Source organism: Spirosoma daeguense (genome assembly GCF_054776875.1).
Map to the genome: position 1 here is coordinate 871,208 of NZ_BAAHBF010000001.1, position 16,388 is coordinate 887,595.

Here is a 16,388-nt window from a genome sequence, read left to right on the forward strand (position 1 = left end):
TATGTAGTTACATTGCGGAGGTTTATTTTTTCTGGAAGAGCAGTAGCAAACCCAACAACGTAGCAACAGCGGCAGAAGGTAAGATTCTTCATTGCGATTTCGTTTTAATGGGTACAGAATCGTAGATTCCATCCATGTTATCTGCCAATATCCTACGTACGTATCGCCGTCGATTAACGAACCTCAGTAGTCGGAATAGATCGCTGTTGCTAAGCAGCTTGCCAGCCAGCCAATTTCTGGACCTTCAGGAAACGGATTTTTTACTCAACAAACCATCCTTCGGCATTATTGCCGACTTAATTTCCCGTAAGCCAGCCATTCCCTTATGTGAGGTCATCGACGCACGTCAGGAACGTAGTAACGAAGTTAGCCGCAAGCTCCGCCGTATTGATCGCACGGCCCGTTTTATAGAAGATGAACGTGGCACTGAAGATTTGTATGTTGGCTGGCCGTTTGTGAAAGGCAAATTTCTCGACGAAACAGTTGTTCATGCGCCATTGCTTTTTTTCCCGGTTAAGATTGAGCAACAGGGGAAATTCTGGAAGCTGCTACGTCGTGGCGATGAGCTGGCTTTTCTAAATCCAACATTGGCCTTGGCCTATGGTCAGTTTAATCAGGTGAAACTTCCCGACGATGTTCTGGAAAAAAATCTGGACGATCTTGATCGTGACCCACTCGTTTTTCGGACACAACTTTACGAATGGCTGAAAACAACCCCTCTGGAAATCAATTTCAATCAGGATTTATTTACAGATAAGCTTCTTTTTTTCAATAAGCAAACCAGCAAAGACCTTGCTCAACTCGAACGTACTGGCCAACTGAAACTATATTCCGAAGCAGTGTTAGGCATATTTCCACAGGCAGGATCGTTTCTGGTACCGGATTATGACAAGTTGATAGCGGAAGGTGAAAAGGCAGGGAGTAACAGGGAGCAGGCATGGCTAGGAGTTGACAGCATAGAGCAAGCCGAGGAGAATCAGGATATATTCCTATCTCTCCCCGTGCCATCCCAACAATCCATGCTCCATGCAAATCTTCCCCTGCCTGAAAAATTTATCCACACACCTTTGCCAATGGATGCTTCACAGGAAGCGGCAGTGCGTGCGGTGAAAGATGGGCAGTCGCTGGTTGTGCAGGGGCCGCCGGGTACGGGTAAATCACAACTGATTGCCAACCTGATGGCCGATGCAGCCGCGTCGGGCAAACGGGTGTTGCTGGTATGTCAGAAACGGGCCGCTCTCGATGTTGTTCAGGAACGGCTCCGACAGGTTGGAATGGCCGATTTTCTGGCTCTAATTCACGATTTTCAGGATGATCGTCGTGAATTGTATGCACAGATTGCGGCCCAGATTAATCAAATCGATACGTATCGCCAGCAAAATACCAGCCTGAATGCTGTGTTGCTCGAACGTGATTTTGAGGTCGAAAGTCGAAAAATCGATGAGACAGTTGCCGAATTACAAGCCTTTAAAACGGCTCTTTTCGATACGAGTATCTGCGGAGTTTCAGCCAAAGAGCTTTACCTGACTATCGATCCATCAGTCGATTCGGTTTCTCTGGATAATAGTTATCCACAATTCCACTTAGACAATGTGGATAACTTTACCCGGCGCCTTACTGACTATTCTGCTTACCAAAAGCGTCTGGGCGTCAATCATAGCTGGGTCGACCGGGTGAGTTTTGCTACGTTCACATATCCAGACTTAGCAAGGATTGAGCAATCAATTATACAGTGGCAACAACTTCGCGAACGTGCGCAACTAGAAACGCAGCAGTTGCTGAGTAAGCCGCTTTCATTAACTCAATTAAACGAGTGGCAGGCTCATGATTGGGAAATAACAGCCTTACTCGCTCTGCTGGAATCACCTGACGTAGCAACGCTCTGGGCCGTTATTCAACAGCTACGGAACACGCCCAATCACCCCGCCTTAACCACAAACGAAGCCAAACTCGAACAACTGGCTCAGACTTGGGCTGAAACACTTTCATCGCCGGGGCCAGAACAGTCATTAGCTACGACCGATTTACGCGCTTTCAAAACGTTGCTGGCGGATGCTCTTACCGCTCGCGCGTCCTGGGTAAGCTGGAATTGGTGGCAACTCACAAATGCTGGTAAAGCTCAACTACAATCTGTTGTTTCAGCCAATACGTTAACACTGTCTGAAGCCGATTTGCAGCTACTGGCGGAGCGGGTCGACAAGCGTATTCGATTGGAATCGACGCGGCATGAAACCACTACGTTATTACACGACTTACCCCTTCCCGAAACTCCTGATAGTTTACGACTGCTACGTCGGGCGCAACATCTTACCGAGCGTTTAAACGTGCTTGAACCACTTTACTATCTGCCCGAATCTGTTTGGCAAGGTCACGAGTCATTTCAGTACGTAGTAAAAGCAATACTGGCGTTAGCAGCAGACGTAGCAACGCAGCAGACAGCAACGCAAACCTACCTCACCGACAACCAAGTTCAGGAAATTTGGGAGAATGACTCAGTAGCGGTTGAACTACGCAAAACACTACGTAGTGATTTTGATTTGCTGGTCGAAGCAGATAGGTTACTGGAGGGTTTTTCTGAACTAGAAACTAGTGTTATCGACCGACTGAAACCGTATGAGCCAGCAAACTGGGTAACACTCTTTCAAACAAATTTGCGACAAGCCTGGCTTACTCATATTGAAACCATTTATCCAGAATTGCGTAGCGTGTCATCGTTAAAAATGCAACAATGGGAACAGACATTACAGGAAAGTGTTGCCCGTAAACAAACGCTCAGTCGGGATATTCTTCTGGTAAAGCTCCGCGAACAAACGTATCGTAATCTTACCCTAAACCGGCTGAATAACGTAGTGACCTACCGGGATTTACTTCATCAGACTACCAAGAAACGTAATGTGTGGCCGGTTCGTAAATTAATGGAATCGTTTGCCGATGAGGTGTTTAAGCTGGTTCCGTGCTGGCTGGCTTCTCCCGAATCGGTATCGGCCATGTTTCCACTACGTACTGATTTATTCGATCTGGTAATTTTCGACGAAGCATCTCAATGCTTTGCCGAAAATGGCGTTCCGGCAATGGCGAGAGGAAAACAAGTTGTGGTTACGGGCGACAATCAGCAGTTACGTCCCAGCGACTTATATCGTACCCGATTAGATGATACGGAACAGGACGAGGAAATACCCGTAGCTCTTGAAGTAGAATCACTGCTCGAACTGGCAGCCCAGCAATTACCGCAGTTGGCCTTAACGGAGCATTATCGGAGCCAATCACTCGATCTGATTACATTCTCCAATCAGCATTTTTACGAAAACAAGCTTTCGCTTTTACCCCGTTACGACGACATCAATCGGCACGAACCAGCGATCCGTTATCTGAACGTAAAAGGAATCTGGCAACAAAACACGAATCCTGCCGAAGCTGAAGCTGTTTTAGAACTTCTTGAGCGATTAAAAGATGAAATGCCTGGCCGCTCAATAGGTGTTGTTACGTTCAACTTTCCGCAGCAACAACTCATTCAGGATATGCTGGAGAGTGCTATAGCACAGAAGCTGACTACAGACGATTCACATTTAGAATTACCAGCCGGTTTATTTGTTAAAAATATTGAAAACGTACAGGGCGATGAACGCGATGTTATCATCTTTTCGATTGGCTATGCACCCGATGAGCGAGGGCGCATATCGACTCAGTTTGGTAGTTTGAATGCGCGAGGAGGAGAAAATCGGTTGAATGTGGCTGTTACCCGCGCCCGCGAGCGTGTATACGTAGTAACAAGTTTATGGCCTGACCAATTGAACGTAGCAACTACGGCAAACGAAGGTCCTAAACTGCTGAAATCTTATTTGAGCTATGCCCTTAACGTAGCACAGAACGAATTTAAGCCCACACCTCAACAGCAACAACGTTTACCTTCGGGCACACTGTTGAAAGATAAACTATCCCGTCAACACCCCGATTGGCGACTTGAACTCCCCTTTGCCGACTTAACCGTAAGATCAAATGATACGTATCATTCACTTATTTTAACCGATGATGATACGTATTATCAGCAAACGCCGAAACAGGCTCATGCTTATTTGCCTATAGCGCTACGTTCTCGTCACTGGCCATTCCAACGTATCTGGAGCCGAACATTCTGGCAACGAATGCCCTAATTTCCTTCAGAGAAACATGAGTCAGGCCAACGTTTGTGGGATTGACTTAAAAGTGAAACCCTTCCGAGTTTAGTGGTGCGCACTACTAAACTCGGAAGGGGTCTCTTACTTCTATTTCTTACCGGCAGACGTAGCAGCTAACACGCGCACAGGCCCCATCAATCCTGATGGCAACAGTGGCGAATCGGCGCGATAGACAGGTAAGGTTGTGAAGGTGATTTTTTGCGTCACGCCTGGCTGTGCGTCACCAATCAGGCGATTTACCCAAAGGTTGGTCACTTTTATCTGAACCGTATTGGCACCTGATTTCACCGCGTTCGTAATGTCGATACGGAATGGTTTTTTCCAGACAATGCCAACTTCTTTACCATTCACTATTACCTCTGCCAGATTATTCACCTCGCCCAACTCCAGCACATACGACGCATTTTTATCGACAGTTGACAGATTGAATGTATTACCGTAATCGGCTGTGCCAGAGAAGTATTTAATACCCGGCTCCGAATTTTCAGACAACGACATGAGTTTCGTCATGTTGGTTTGTGCTGGTGCTCCCCGACCCTCCTGAAAGCGTACATTCCAGTTGCCTTCCACATTGGCCACCGGCGATTCACTGACGGCGGGTTTCGTATACGTCGCTACGTTTGTCTTGTTCCGGAAAACGATAAAATAAGCTTCCCATGATTCAAATTTGAGTGGAATAATAGTACGTCCGTCTTTTATCTGATACGTTATCTTTTCAGTTTTGCCCGTTTCGGGATGCCACAATTCAGGCTCTTTGCCTGTAACCCGGAAGCTTACTGTAGCTTCGTTTTTAGTCTCGCTTCGATTATCGAGCCAATACAAATCCGCGTCAGGGGTTTGGCGGTGAACAAACAGAATTTTGGCGGCATTACCCGATATATCGGCATCTTTTTCAACACTCAGCTTTTTCAATACGCCTTCTAACGGCTCCGTCGATACGTTTGGATTGTTCCAAATCTGATTAACTAACGTATTGAATTCCTGCGCATTATCACTTAAACTAGGCGAACGTTCGGGCTTCGTACCGGCCACTTTCATACCGGATTTAACGAGTTCGCCCAGCTTTTTAAGTACAGGCAACGTCATAGTTTTTGCCGATGCATCAAGCACAAGCAGTTGATACGTTTGTCCACTGGTTGTCGAAATTTTACCATTCTGCACGCGCAATGCTTCTTTCAACGCGGTTGAATTCGCGAAATCGAACGAGTAACCGGCCGGAATAGCGGGCAATGCCTGCGTACAAAGTTGGGTGATGTTGTTGTTCTCACCGTAGTAATACAATACGTCCACAACCGGTTTGCCCTGTTGAAGCAGGAAGCAGCTACGTCCCAAATAAGCGGTCCATGCCTTAGCCTGCTCGGCCCAGGTTTCCTGCCGGGTGAAATATTGCCCAAAAGGTCCGAGAGAAAAACCCGGCTTTTTATCGTCGAGCGGCTGGTGAACCGACGTATGAACCACAAAACGATTCAGACCCGACGCCATTTCCAGATCGGCCGTCCGCTTCAGTTTTTCAGGATACCAGCCAAACGCATTCCGGCTCGATGTCATCGACTCGGCAGCTACCAGATTCTGTCCGTAAATGTGCGCTACCGAAGCCGCTTCGCGAATATCAGCTTCACTACGGACTTCCTCGTCATTTCCGGAGGCCAGACTGCCGGGCGTCCACATAGCCGACATCGGAATCTCGGCTTTCCGTTTCACATCCATGCCATCGGCCAGATAAATACGTCCGCCTTCGTGCGATTCGGTGTAGCGTTTCATGCCACGGGCGTGTAAGGCATCGCCGATAACTTCGTAGTGATTTTCGACAATCATCTCGCCGATGGTCTTCCGAAAATCCCACAAAAATTTCTCGCTGGCTTCGGCACTACGTATCACGCGACCCGTCAACACAGGTAACCAGGGTTTGAGGTCATAGCCGCGACGCTTCAAAAATTCCTCGGGCATCGCTTTGGTCCAGGTCATGTGCCCGGCTTCGTAGCTATCGAGTACCATATACTCCAGTCCCTGCACGCCTAGTTTGCCGCCTGTAGCGTCTTTATACATATCCAGATACGTATCGATGTATTTACGAACAGCCACCTTGTCAATTTTATCGACTTCCAGACCTGTTGCTTCGGGGGAGGCAGGGTGATTTTTACGACCCGTGAGCGAATAACCCCAACGTAGCACTACCCAATTTCCGGCCGGTGGCGTCCAGTTCAACGTACCGTCGGCACTCATTTTCGAGGTCAGGTCTACTACGTCATTGCTTGGAATAGCATCGGCATTATCTTTCACCAGCGAATGCGTGCTTTCCTGCCAAGGACTGAAACCCGCTTTTTCTTCGTACAAATCGACTCGATCCGTATTATATAGAACCAGTTCCGCTACCTGCACACCTTCGGGTTTACCCGGTTCTGATTTCCCGCCCATCATGGCCGCAAACGGGTTGCCTTCTGGCTCTAAGGTTTTGAATGTAAATCGGAAATATTTGGCCGTAGTCGGAACAATACACATTGTGTTTTGTGGCACGGTACTTCCCTTAATCATCACTACGTCCCGGAAATTAACGCCATCATCACTCACTTTCAGATTGCGGTTGTTGGGTGCTCCGCGAAACTCCGCCAGTGGCCCACCACCACTTGCGCCTACAATCGTGAATGCTTTAAACGTTTGCGGGTTATCGAACGCATACTGAATCCACATATCCTGCCCTACTTCAGCAGGTGGCAGCAGTTTTGTATTTGCCAGATTGCCATCGGTCAATTCTGAAAGGGTAAACGTACCACCACTCGACGTAACGGTAGGATTGAACGTAGCCAGTTGCTTGTCGGCAGCCGGTAATCGATACGCTATAACTAAAGCATCGGCATAATACGTCGGTAGTTCGCCTGTCGGGCCAGTCAGACCGCCTTCGGCCGGAACCGGAACATTTTGAAATTTACCCGCTACGTTCGACGGTTGCGGCAGTTTCCCCGAAAATGGCTGTCCACTCGTTACTCGGGTTTCGGTCCAGACGTATTTTTTCATGGCTTCGCTGGGCGTTACCCAAGGACCACCCGTTACGCTCCATCCCGGCGACCCAGCAATGGCCATTTCAAGACCAAGTTTTTTTGCCAGTTCGGTGGTGTGTTTAAAGGCATCTTTCCAGTCGGGCGTCATGAACACCAGTTTCTTCGGCGTTACGGGGGGCGTCATCAGGCTAGCATCGAAGTTTTGAAACCCGCCAATGCCCACTCGTTTCATCCATTCAAGATCTTTAGTGATTCCTTCTTTGGTTATATTACCATTCATCCAATGCCACCAGACGCGAGGTTTCGCAGCATCGGGAGGAGTTCTGAAGCCATTTTGAAGTGGCGAAGGCTGTGCTACGGCTAAAGCCGGCAGTGCCCACGCCAGAAAGGTTAATCGTTTCATAGAAGTTATAGGTTGAAAGTTTAGGCGGCCAAAGCCTAATTTTTATGGCAAACTAAGGATCGAATATTACTATTCCTTCCTAGAGTTACCCTGTCGGCAACTAATTACCACTTAAATTCAATCTATACTTCTGTTCGATGTTCAAATAGCCCCTCTCTTTAAGCTTAGTTACAAGAGAGAGGGTTTTATTTGTGGTTTCTTAACCAGAAATGTGTCTGTTTACAGATCGGTAGGGTTGGTATTTCAAAGTCCAGTCCCACCAATCAGTTTCTTCAAAATAACGTACAACTGGTGCGCTTCATCGGTCGATAAAGGAAGCTTCTCGGCTAAACGCTGAGGAACCTGATACGCCTGTTCTTTCATTGCTTTTCCCTTGTCGGTCAGAGTAATAACAATATTACGTTCATCCGTTTCTGAACGATTACGGGCTATTAAATCCAGCTCCTGCATTCGTTTCAGCAAAGGCGTCAACGTGTTCGACTGAAGCTGTAAACGACTGGCAATAAAGCTGAGATTAACGGCATCATTTTCCCACAAAACCAGCAACACCAGATACTGCGGATACGTCACTCCCAACGTGTTCAATACGGGGCCGTAGCACTGCGTAACAAGTCGGGAAGCTGTATAGAGCGGAAAACAGAGCTGTTCGTCCAGCTTTAACGACATACGTTCTGTTTCCATTTAGATCAGCTTTTGGATATCTTTTTCTATCGATTCGGGCTTTGCAACCGGCGCATACCGTTTGTAGGGTCGACCTTCTTTGTCGATCAGAAACTTCGTAAAATTCCACTTAATCGCATCCCCAAGCGTTCCACCAAGCTCTTTTTTCAGGTATTTGAATACAGGCTGGGCGTTAGAGCCGTTTACATCGCATTTCTCCGTGAGCTGGAACGTAACGCCGTGATTCAACCGACATGCCTGTTCAACGGTTTCGTTGCTTTCAGGCTCCTGACCCGCAAATTGATCGCAGGGAAAACCCAAAACGACCAATCCTTTATCCTTGTATTTCCGATGCAGTGCTTCCAGACCGTCAAATTGCGGGGCTAGGCCGCATTTCGTAGCCGTATTCACAATTAACACTGCTTTCCCTTTAAAATCGGCCATTGAGATGTTTACGCCTTTCGGTGTTTTGGCCGATAACTCATAAAATGCACTTTCCATCTTTTGACCTTATTATTTGTCAGATTATATTCAAATTAATATCGAGCACGATTATATCGTATACGATGCAAATTTATAAAATAAAACTCAAAGTTGAGTTTTATTGAAATTGTCAGAAGCTGCTCGTCCGCAATACAATCGCGGACGAGCAGCTTCTGACTCTATTACCGAGCCGACTGGTTCATCTGGTTGAAATATGTACGAAGTTCATCGGCCGAAGCATTCGCTCGGGTTTCTGAAGTGCTGTAGGTAATTTCCGTCTTACCTTCCTTCAATTGCTCAAAAACAGAGTCGACAAAACCGCTTACTGATGGAGCCTGATCGTGTAATCCTTTACCGCCCAAATCGGTATTGAGTGCGGGGGGAATCAATTCAATAACCTCAACGCCTTTGGGAGCCAGCGAATAACGTAGCGACCACGTAAACGAGCGAAAAAACGCTTTTGTCGCTGAATAAACCGGCACTTTGGCGAGTGGCGCAAACGCTAATCCAGACGTCACGTTCAACACAGTAGTTAGCGAAGGCAGATTCACAAACAAAGACGTCAGATGTAGCGGGGCTTCAATGTTTACCGTGATTTCGGCGTTGGCGCGTTCCATAAAATCTTCGTCGGTGATACTCATCCATTGCTGAATACCGGCGTTATTAATCAATACGTTCAGATCAGGATGCTCATCTATAATCCATTGATATAAGGCACTACGTTCCTCGGCGTTGGATAAATCGCAGGTTCGGGTAATTACTGCCGGAAACTTCGTTGCTACGTCCTGCAATACGTCTTCCCGACGGCCGCAAATTATAACTGTATTACCTTCCTGAATAAATCGTTCGGCGAGCCCCAGACCAATACCTGAGCCACCGCCTGTGATCAGAATTTTGTTGTTCGATAGGTTCATATCGTTCTAAAACGTTGGTTTTAAATAAACTCGAACAAAAGTAGATGGGCTTCTTAGAGCTGCCTTTGCGCGATTCAAACCAATCGTTGCAAGATTCAAACAATGGGCTTTATCTCTTCCTAGGAATTTAAAAATAGCACGATCAGCGCCCCGACAATGATGGCTTCAGCTATCCAGATATTGCGCGTGTTTCCATGTGCTGCACGGCGTATCAGAAAGTGAAAACCAGCCGCACCCAATGCAATCGGAATCCCGAAAATAAACTGAAGCACATTGTTTTGCTGCTGCGGATTAACAAAGCCGTAGCCGATCATGATTAAGCCCATAACAGAAAGAATCATGAGCGGAGTTATGATGTCAAATATCTTCGCGAGGTTCATAACGTATCTGTTGTTAAGGATGAAAATGACGTAACAGAAATAGATTCATTTCATTCTATTTACTATGTAGCGACCCGAAACATCGCCTGATTTTTGTCCTGTTTTTCACTACTCAACAGCAAACGTAGCAATTCCGGAAATTTCCGGTTAAGCTCATTCGCTTAGTTTCTGATTATTCATAATCAGAAAGAATTTATTACCTTAATAAACTAATAATCAATCTGATAACGTAGCAAAATCACACCATTTTCGTAAGGCTTGCTGTCAAGTAATGTCAATGCTACGTTGATTTGGCTAGACCCGAAAAGCCGGACACCTTCACCCAGAATCACTGGGTTCAGTTTTATTACCAGCTCATCAATAAGCTTTGCTTCTAACAACGTAGCAGCCAATTCGCCACCGCCACAGAGCCAGATAGGGTTACCTTCACCCGCTTTGAGTTGCTGCACGAATTTAATCTCATCTTTATTGATTACCTCGATTAGCGGACCCGGCTCGAACGTAAGACTTTTGGAGAAAATGAAATTCATCAGATCGGGATTAACCTGCGTATAAGCCGGTTCGCCTTCCTGCAAGCCATAGGCATACCCCCATTGATACGTTCGGCTTCCCATTAAGGCCACACCATACGACTTGATACGTTCCAGAAAATCAGTCACAAATTCGCCCTCGGTCTGAAATCCATCGATAGAACCGTCGGAGTGGGAAATGAAATTATCGAGCGAAGCCGCTACGTCATACACCAGTTTGCGCATACGATTAAGGGTTGATACGTATCAAAAACAACACGTAATGCGCTGGTTTGTTTTGTGATACGTATCAACCCTTCTATCCTAATTCAAACGCCTTCTTTCGCCAGCATATCGGCCGCTTCAGTGTCTTTGTATTCCTGCGTAAGTTTTTTGAGGTCGCGCTTTAACTGTCCGATAATCGCCTGATTCTTGGGATTGGCGTACTCATTTTTCATCTCGTTCGGGTCAGATTTCAGATCAAAAAACTCCCACGATTCGCCGTTTCCGTAGAAATAAATCAGTTTATAACGCTCGGTGCGAATGCCAAAATGCGCCATAACGCGGTGGTCGTATGGATATTCGTAATAGTGATAGTAAACCGCTTTTCGCGATTCGGCAGGTTTGGGCAGAGGTAAAAATGATTTCCCCTGCATATCGGCTGGAATCGGGACGCCCGCCGTTTGCAGAATCGTTGGCGCGAAATCGGTATTGACGAATAGCTGTTTGGTTCGGGTTCCGGGTTTGAGTTTAGGCGGGTAACGTACCAGCAACGGCATGTGCATCGATTCTTCGTACATAAACCGCTTGTCGAACCAGCCGTGTTCACCCAGATAAAACCCTTGATCCGACGAATACATAATCAGCGTATTCTCTTTCATGCCGTGTTTATCCAAGTAATCGAGCACCCGACCTACGTTCCGGTCGACGGACAGAATACAGCCCATATAATCGTGCATGTAGCGTTGAAACTTCCAGTTGTCCAGCGCCTTACCGGTCAGATTTTGTTCTTTAAATGCTTTGTTGAGCGGATCGTAATACGCTTTCCACGCTTTTAGTTGGGCGGGGTTCATGCGTTTGATGATCGGCATGGTATCAATATCTACTTTCAGGTCGAGGCCGAGCCGCATGGTGGGCGTAACAATCTGCATGTCCTGATGTTGTGCCGCCTTTCGACCTTCATACGTATCGTAAAAAGTAGGGGGCATGGGAAACGTTTTTCCATCAAAAGCGTGCAAATCCATCGTGTCGGGCTGCCATTCACGGTGGGGCGCCTTATGACCAATAACCAGACAAAAAGGTTTCGACGTATCACGGCCTTGATCAATCCAGTTTAGCGCATCATCAGTGATTACGTTGGTAGCATAGCCTTCTTTTCGAACGGTTTTGCCATCCATCTGAATAAAATTCGGATTGTAGTATAATCCTTGACCGGGCACCACTTCCCAGAAATCGAAATACTGCGGAGTTGCTTTCAGATGCCATTTCCCGACCCATGCCGTCTGGTAACCAGCCTGTTGCAGGTATTTCGGAAACATGGCCTGACTGGCATCGAACGTTCCCTGATTATCGCGATGGCCGTTCATGTGGCTGTATTTACCCGTCAGCAACGTAGCACGGCTAGGCGCACAAATCGAATTGGTGCAAAACATATTTTCGAATACAGCTCCTTCGCGGCCAATCCGGTCAATGTTAGGTGTTTTGACGTATGGACTGCCATAGGCACTAATAGCTTTCAACGCGTGATCATCGGAGAAAATGATGATAATATTAGGTGGTGCCGGTGCTACGTCCTTTACCGGAATCCGACTGAATGCCGCCAGACCGATCACTACAATGAGTGCAAAGATTAGTTTCGCTACGTAGTTCATTACGTTTAACTGGCTATAGATGTTTTACGTCTGACACACGTCTTGGTTAAAAAGTGTGGCTTAGTGCTAAAATACAATTGGTTCTATAACAGTACAATGAATTGTGAGCCTGTAAATACCTGCTGCAAGACAAATCTGTTTTTCTAATCTGTTACCTACCCGATTAGTTAACACAGAAAATTCGGGCTGGTACGTTTACTTTGTTAGCATCAACAATTTTTTCAATCATGATTCGGGCTAGGCTTACCCTGATTACAGTCGTTTGGCTTTTCGCTACGTCATCCGTTGTTTACGGCTGGAACATAGCAACCCATATGGCCATTGGTGCCATGACCTATCACAATCTACAGGCGAATTATCCTCAAACACTCACCAAAGTTACAAGACTGTTAAAAAAGCACCCATATTATCAGGATCGTTGGGTTCCGCTTATGAATGATCTTAAACTATCGGAGCAGCAACAAGAAGAATATTTGTTTATGCTGGCAGCACGCTGGCCCGACGATATTAAAGGTAAAGACGCGTATCATGACCACTTCAACTGGCACTTCATTAACTACGTCTATGCGCCCAAATTAGGCTTTGCCCGCACCGACACTACGTTGCCAACGGGCGAAACGATTTTGCAGGCCTACGAGCTAAATCGGCAGATTATACGAGGCAATAACGCCGATAGCTCTAAAGCCGTAGCACTGTGCTGGATATTCCACCTGACGGGCGATGTACACATGCCTTTACACACTTCGGCACTGGTCGATAATCAATTTCCCAATGGCGATCAGGGAGGTAATTTGTTTAAGATCAAGGTAATGATGAGCAGCCGAACCAGTAATCTGCATTCGTTTTGGGATGGAATGTTACTCAGCTCCGAAGAGTTCAAATCGGTAGATAGTCTGGCGGTTCAGCTCTCCCGCGAAGTCAGCCGCGCGCGACTGCCGCAACTAGGAAACCCCGGTATTGTGGCCTGGTCGAAAGAGAGTTTTCAACTGGCACAGGACAACGCCTATCGAAACAATACGTTGCAGCCCGGTACCGATCAGGAGGGTAACGTATTACCGCCCGACTACGTAGCAACTGTCAGACCCATTGCACAGCGTCAAGTTGCTCTGTCGGGTTATCGGCTCACCGACGAATTGATGACACTTTTAGTGAACTGACAAAATTAGAGGGAGTTCTTTTTCAAATACAGTAATAGAAACCTTAAAGAAACAGGTTATCTGGCATAATTTGCTTTATGCTACGTATGATTTATTCAGCCGCCGATATGGAGCCCTGGCCTGGCGAAAGTGCTAGTAGGAGTGAATTAACAAGTGCGTCCTTACTTTCAAAAAACCAGTCTTCAGGATACCATTTTTCTTCTTTCTGGCATGAAGTCATATAATACCAGCCAGTTCGGGGCCCCGTACAAAAAAAAGCACGTGCAACGACCACCGATTGTACAGGTACCTGCTCAAAATGCACCGCCCAAACCGAATCGCCAATGGCAAAAGCTGATTGTGGGGCTTCCAGCAATCGTTTGGCCAGATGCTTACTTTGTCCGGGGGTCAACATTTTGTTATCAGCCTTTTTTGAGATATATATTTATTGAAGTACTATGAGTCTAACACCCTTCTTTAAGTTTAAAAATAATATTATGCATATCTTTTTTGTTTAAAAATATTAACTTTCGTAAATTAAAAAATAGATTAGCTATCGAACCGCTTCTTTAGCTAATCTGTAGAATAAGCTTTTTGTATATATAAAAATCATTAATTGTATGATAATAAGTATTCATTTTTATTAGTTTTATACTATTTTTCAACTATTTGTTATTTTTTTAATTTTTTTATATCTTTTTTGTGACCTTGTTTAATCAATATGGTCTTAACAATAAACATTTGTTACTTCTGGAAAGCTCGATTAACTTTTAAATCGAGCTTTTTTGTTTAAAGCTTGACCTAAGCTTGATATTATTGAGCCGTAACTGGCAAAAAGTTGACTGAAAAAGTCCTTCTTTACCCGTGTAATCAATATGAGGATTAAATGAATAGTTGGTTAGTTCAACCTCATCAATATCATCAATTCGAAATAGCTGCCAACGACTCTTGGTAAAGGCATCAGTTACAACATCCCGGCAGTAACCATAAACACTGATTGCCTGTTCTGTTCCTTTTTGTGGACCGAGCTGATAGGGTTCGATAGTACGCCATGCACCCCCTAGCTTCAGTTGAATAACCTGACGGTTCGTAATGGCCAGTTCGATTGTTTTCAAAAAACTTTCCTGATATAAAAAACTTATCATCTATTTAATTGAGGAAGATTGTCCAATACGATACTATAGACATAAAATATGCCAATCGTACTTGACTAGACTTGATTAATTTATTGGGTTACTATTAAATATAATATTATTGAAATATAGATAATAAAATCTCTAAAATAAGATCAAGTAACCAAAGAGTAAGGAATGATCAATTATCATACCTGATTTTATTAAATCTTGATAACATCATTAGGCATCTCGTATAAACTTAGAAAAAAGAGAATAAAATTATTCTTCACCCATTAATTCAGCTGATAACGCAACTACAGTCTCCCACGAAAAAGGTATCCATAAACCTGTGTTATCATCATAAACTTCAGTAGCCGGCTCACAGGCAAAGAGCTTGTAATCGAATTTGGGGTATTTGTGAACCATATAACCCGGATAGTAGTATTCTTTCTGCTGCTGCTGGGCATACTTCATCTTCATAAGCATCAGAAATTTACCTAAACTGTGCTTCTTATAGTCTGGGTCGTAAAAATTCATGATGCCCGCAATGGTGCGCAAGCCATTATCGAATATACCGACAGCAATTAGTTTACCCTCGTCGCGTACTTCAACCATCTGCGTATCAAATACATTATTCGTACTTCCATTAAGCAGGCAGGATGAAATGGTTTCAGGAGCATCGAAATTGATGTAGTTTCTATAGATACGATACAGTGTATTTAACTCATCCGTCAGACGAAACGGTTTTACATCAACAACAAACTTCTCGTTGAGACGTAGTAGCCGAAGTTGTTTAGGGCCATACTGCACATTATCTAATACAATACGTAACCAATGTACTGAGCAAACAACGTTTTCACAGAGCAGATACTGGCAGGTGAAAACGGTTTGCTGCATTCGAAAATAACCTCTACTCAAACAAAAATCTAACTGGCTTCCTCTCATTTTGAATGCCCTACATGATATATACGCAAGTTAATGGCAAATGCCATTGGCAGCAATGGGTAGTTTTAAGGTAACTTACACATTATTACCATCCTGTTTGAAAACAATCAGAATATCAGGAAATTACCTTAAAAATCCACTTCTTCTTAATCGTCATAACTGAAATCCGACTCCAGGCCGAACTTAATATCCTTTAGACTGCTGATTGCCAAATGCAACTGGTTCGTCGCTTCTTCAATACGTTGCGCATCAGGATGTGTCGTGTCTACTTGCGTCTTCAAATTATTTACTCCTGAGTAAAGTGTATTTAATTGGGATACTAATTCAGCTAGCACCGACTGCATCTCTGGATTCATAATCTATTTAATTGGTTTTGAAACAGTTCGCACAACGTAGTGCTGTTACGTATATAGATGCATAACCGCCAAAGCCTGATGTTATGTTTACATAGTTTCGGTATTATATGAAATTGTTTCGGTCCGAAAACGTATTGGTGGCTATCTTCGCAGTATGCATCTACGTAGTGAACACCAGACTTTAGTCGATTTTTTTGCAGATCGCACCCTTCCAACCGGTCCTCAGCACGTTAATGAGTACAGTATTTTCCTTAATCTTTCTGGTGCAGTAAATGCCCGAATCGCCCAGCTTCAGAGCGATGTAGAGGCCACGCGCAACTCAGCCGCCCTAATGCTCGAAGAAGTGAAAAGTTGGCTGAATCAGCAGCCAACGTAGCGTAGGTAATTGGCTGTAGAAACAAACGTAGCAAATAAGAGTCAGGCACTATAAATTACTTGGTATTGG

General features: G+C 45.1%; 14 protein-coding genes. 3 read left to right on the forward strand and 11 right to left on the reverse strand.

Features of this window, described 5'->3' with window-relative positions; translation table 11 throughout:
* Window positions 1–134 precede the first annotated feature (134 nt).
* Entirely contained in the window at window positions 135–4,151 is a 4,017-nt protein-coding gene (locus ACYVD4_RS03350; RefSeq protein WP_460942385.1) for an AAA domain-containing protein, read from the forward strand.
* Between the two features lie 111 nt (window positions 4,152–4,262).
* Here the strand turns inward: ACYVD4_RS03350 and ACYVD4_RS03355 are convergent, their stop codons facing one another.
* The 7 genes from ACYVD4_RS03355 to ACYVD4_RS03385 all read right to left on the reverse strand — a co-directional run bounded on the left by ACYVD4_RS03355 (window position 4,263) and on the right by ACYVD4_RS03385 (window position 12,391).
* Window positions 4,263–7,574, reverse strand: coding sequence for a glycosyl hydrolase (locus ACYVD4_RS03355; protein ID WP_460942387.1), 3,312 nt, complete (start codon window positions 7,572–7,574; stop codon window positions 4,263–4,265).
* Between the two features lie 243 nt (window positions 7,575–7,817).
* On the reverse strand, window positions 7,818–8,255 hold the full coding sequence (locus ACYVD4_RS03360; protein WP_460942389.1) for a MarR family winged helix-turn-helix transcriptional regulator: 438 nt from the start codon (window positions 8,253–8,255) through the stop codon (window positions 7,818–7,820).
* Window positions 8,256–8,735 carry a glutathione peroxidase gene (locus ACYVD4_RS03365; protein WP_460942391.1) on the reverse strand — a complete coding sequence of 160 codons (480 nt, stop codon included), beginning with the start codon at window positions 8,733–8,735 and terminating at the stop codon, window positions 8,256–8,258. It lies immediately after the preceding gene.
* Between the two features lie 164 nt (window positions 8,736–8,899).
* Entirely contained in the window at window positions 8,900–9,631 is a 732-nt protein-coding gene (locus ACYVD4_RS03370) for an SDR family oxidoreductase (RefSeq protein ID WP_460942393.1), read from the reverse strand.
* A 119-nt stretch (window positions 9,632–9,750) separates the two neighbouring features.
* Entirely contained in the window at window positions 9,751–10,011 is a 261-nt protein-coding gene (locus tag ACYVD4_RS03375) for a hypothetical protein (protein WP_460942395.1), read from the reverse strand.
* A 209-nt stretch (window positions 10,012–10,220) separates the two neighbouring features.
* Window positions 10,221–10,766 (reverse strand): dihydrofolate reductase family protein, encoded by a 546-nt coding sequence (locus ACYVD4_RS03380; protein WP_460942397.1) that lies wholly within the window; start codon window positions 10,764–10,766, stop codon window positions 10,221–10,223.
* An 83-nt stretch (window positions 10,767–10,849) separates the two neighbouring features.
* A complete protein-coding gene (locus ACYVD4_RS03385) occupies window positions 10,850–12,391 on the reverse strand; it encodes a sulfatase family protein (protein WP_460942399.1) in 1,542 nt (513 codons plus the stop codon).
* Between the two features lie 227 nt (window positions 12,392–12,618).
* Here ACYVD4_RS03385 and ACYVD4_RS03390 point away from each other — a divergent pair, with 227 nt between their 5' ends.
* Window positions 12,619–13,548, forward strand: a complete 930-nt coding sequence (locus tag ACYVD4_RS03390; RefSeq protein ID WP_460942401.1) for a S1/P1 nuclease — start codon at window positions 12,619–12,621, stop codon at window positions 13,546–13,548.
* A gap of 91 nt (window positions 13,549–13,639) precedes the next feature.
* Here the strand turns inward: ACYVD4_RS03390 and ACYVD4_RS03395 are convergent, their stop codons facing one another.
* The 4 genes from ACYVD4_RS03395 to ACYVD4_RS03410 form a co-directional block, all read right to left on the reverse strand.
* Entirely contained in the window at window positions 13,640–13,942 is a 303-nt protein-coding gene (locus ACYVD4_RS03395) for a hypothetical protein (protein WP_460942403.1), read from the reverse strand.
* 355 nt (window positions 13,943–14,297) lie between these two features.
* Window positions 14,298–14,642 carry a hypothetical protein gene (locus tag ACYVD4_RS03400; RefSeq protein WP_460942405.1) on the reverse strand — a complete coding sequence of 115 codons (345 nt, stop codon included), beginning with the start codon at window positions 14,640–14,642 and terminating at the stop codon, window positions 14,298–14,300.
* Window positions 14,643–14,921: 279 nt separating this feature from the next.
* Window positions 14,922–15,587, reverse strand: coding sequence for an arginine-tRNA-protein transferase (locus ACYVD4_RS03405; protein ID WP_460942407.1), 666 nt, complete (start codon window positions 15,585–15,587; stop codon window positions 14,922–14,924).
* Window positions 15,588–15,733: 146 nt separating this feature from the next.
* Window positions 15,734–15,868: a hypothetical protein gene (locus tag ACYVD4_RS03410; RefSeq protein WP_460942409.1), complete on the reverse strand. Its 135-nt coding sequence runs from the start codon at window positions 15,866–15,868 to the stop codon at window positions 15,734–15,736.
* Window positions 15,869–16,097: 229 nt separating this feature from the next.
* On the opposite strand from ACYVD4_RS03410, the gene ACYVD4_RS03415 reads away from it, so the two are divergent.
* A complete protein-coding gene (locus ACYVD4_RS03415; RefSeq protein ID WP_460942411.1) occupies window positions 16,098–16,319 on the forward strand; it encodes a DUF6965 family protein in 222 nt (73 codons plus the stop codon).
* Window positions 16,320–16,388 lie beyond the last annotated feature (69 nt).

Bases quoted from the DNA above. Each gene is read 5' to 3' on its own strand.
- ACYVD4_RS03350 (WP_460942385.1), top strand. From the start codon at position 135: ATGTTATCTGCCAATATCCTACGTACGTATCGCCGTCGATTAACGAAC.
- ACYVD4_RS03355 (WP_460942387.1), bottom strand. From the start codon at position 7,574: ATGAAACGATTAACCTTTCTGGCGTGGGCACTGCCGGCTTTAGCCGTA.
- ACYVD4_RS03360 (WP_460942389.1), bottom strand. From the start codon at position 8,255: ATGGAAACAGAACGTATGTCGTTAAAGCTGGACGAACAGCTCTGTTTT.
- ACYVD4_RS03365 (WP_460942391.1), bottom strand. From the start codon at position 8,735: ATGGAAAGTGCATTTTATGAGTTATCGGCCAAAACACCGAAAGGCGTA.
- ACYVD4_RS03370 (WP_460942393.1), bottom strand. From the start codon at position 9,631: ATGAACCTATCGAACAACAAAATTCTGATCACAGGCGGTGGCTCAGGT.
- ACYVD4_RS03375 (WP_460942395.1), bottom strand. From the start codon at position 10,011: ATGAACCTCGCGAAGATATTTGACATCATAACTCCGCTCATGATTCTT.
- ACYVD4_RS03380 (WP_460942397.1), bottom strand. From the start codon at position 10,766: ATGCGCAAACTGGTGTATGACGTAGCGGCTTCGCTCGATAATTTCATT.
- ACYVD4_RS03385 (WP_460942399.1), bottom strand. From the start codon at position 12,391: ATGAACTACGTAGCGAAACTAATCTTTGCACTCATTGTAGTGATCGGT.
- ACYVD4_RS03390 (WP_460942401.1), top strand. From the start codon at position 12,619: ATGATTCGGGCTAGGCTTACCCTGATTACAGTCGTTTGGCTTTTCGCT.
- ACYVD4_RS03395 (WP_460942403.1), bottom strand. From the start codon at position 13,942: ATGTTGACCCCCGGACAAAGTAAGCATCTGGCCAAACGATTGCTGGAA.
- ACYVD4_RS03405 (WP_460942407.1), bottom strand. From the start codon at position 15,587: ATGAGAGGAAGCCAGTTAGATTTTTGTTTGAGTAGAGGTTATTTTCGA.
- ACYVD4_RS03415 (WP_460942411.1), top strand. From the start codon at position 16,098: ATGCATCTACGTAGTGAACACCAGACTTTAGTCGATTTTTTTGCAGAT.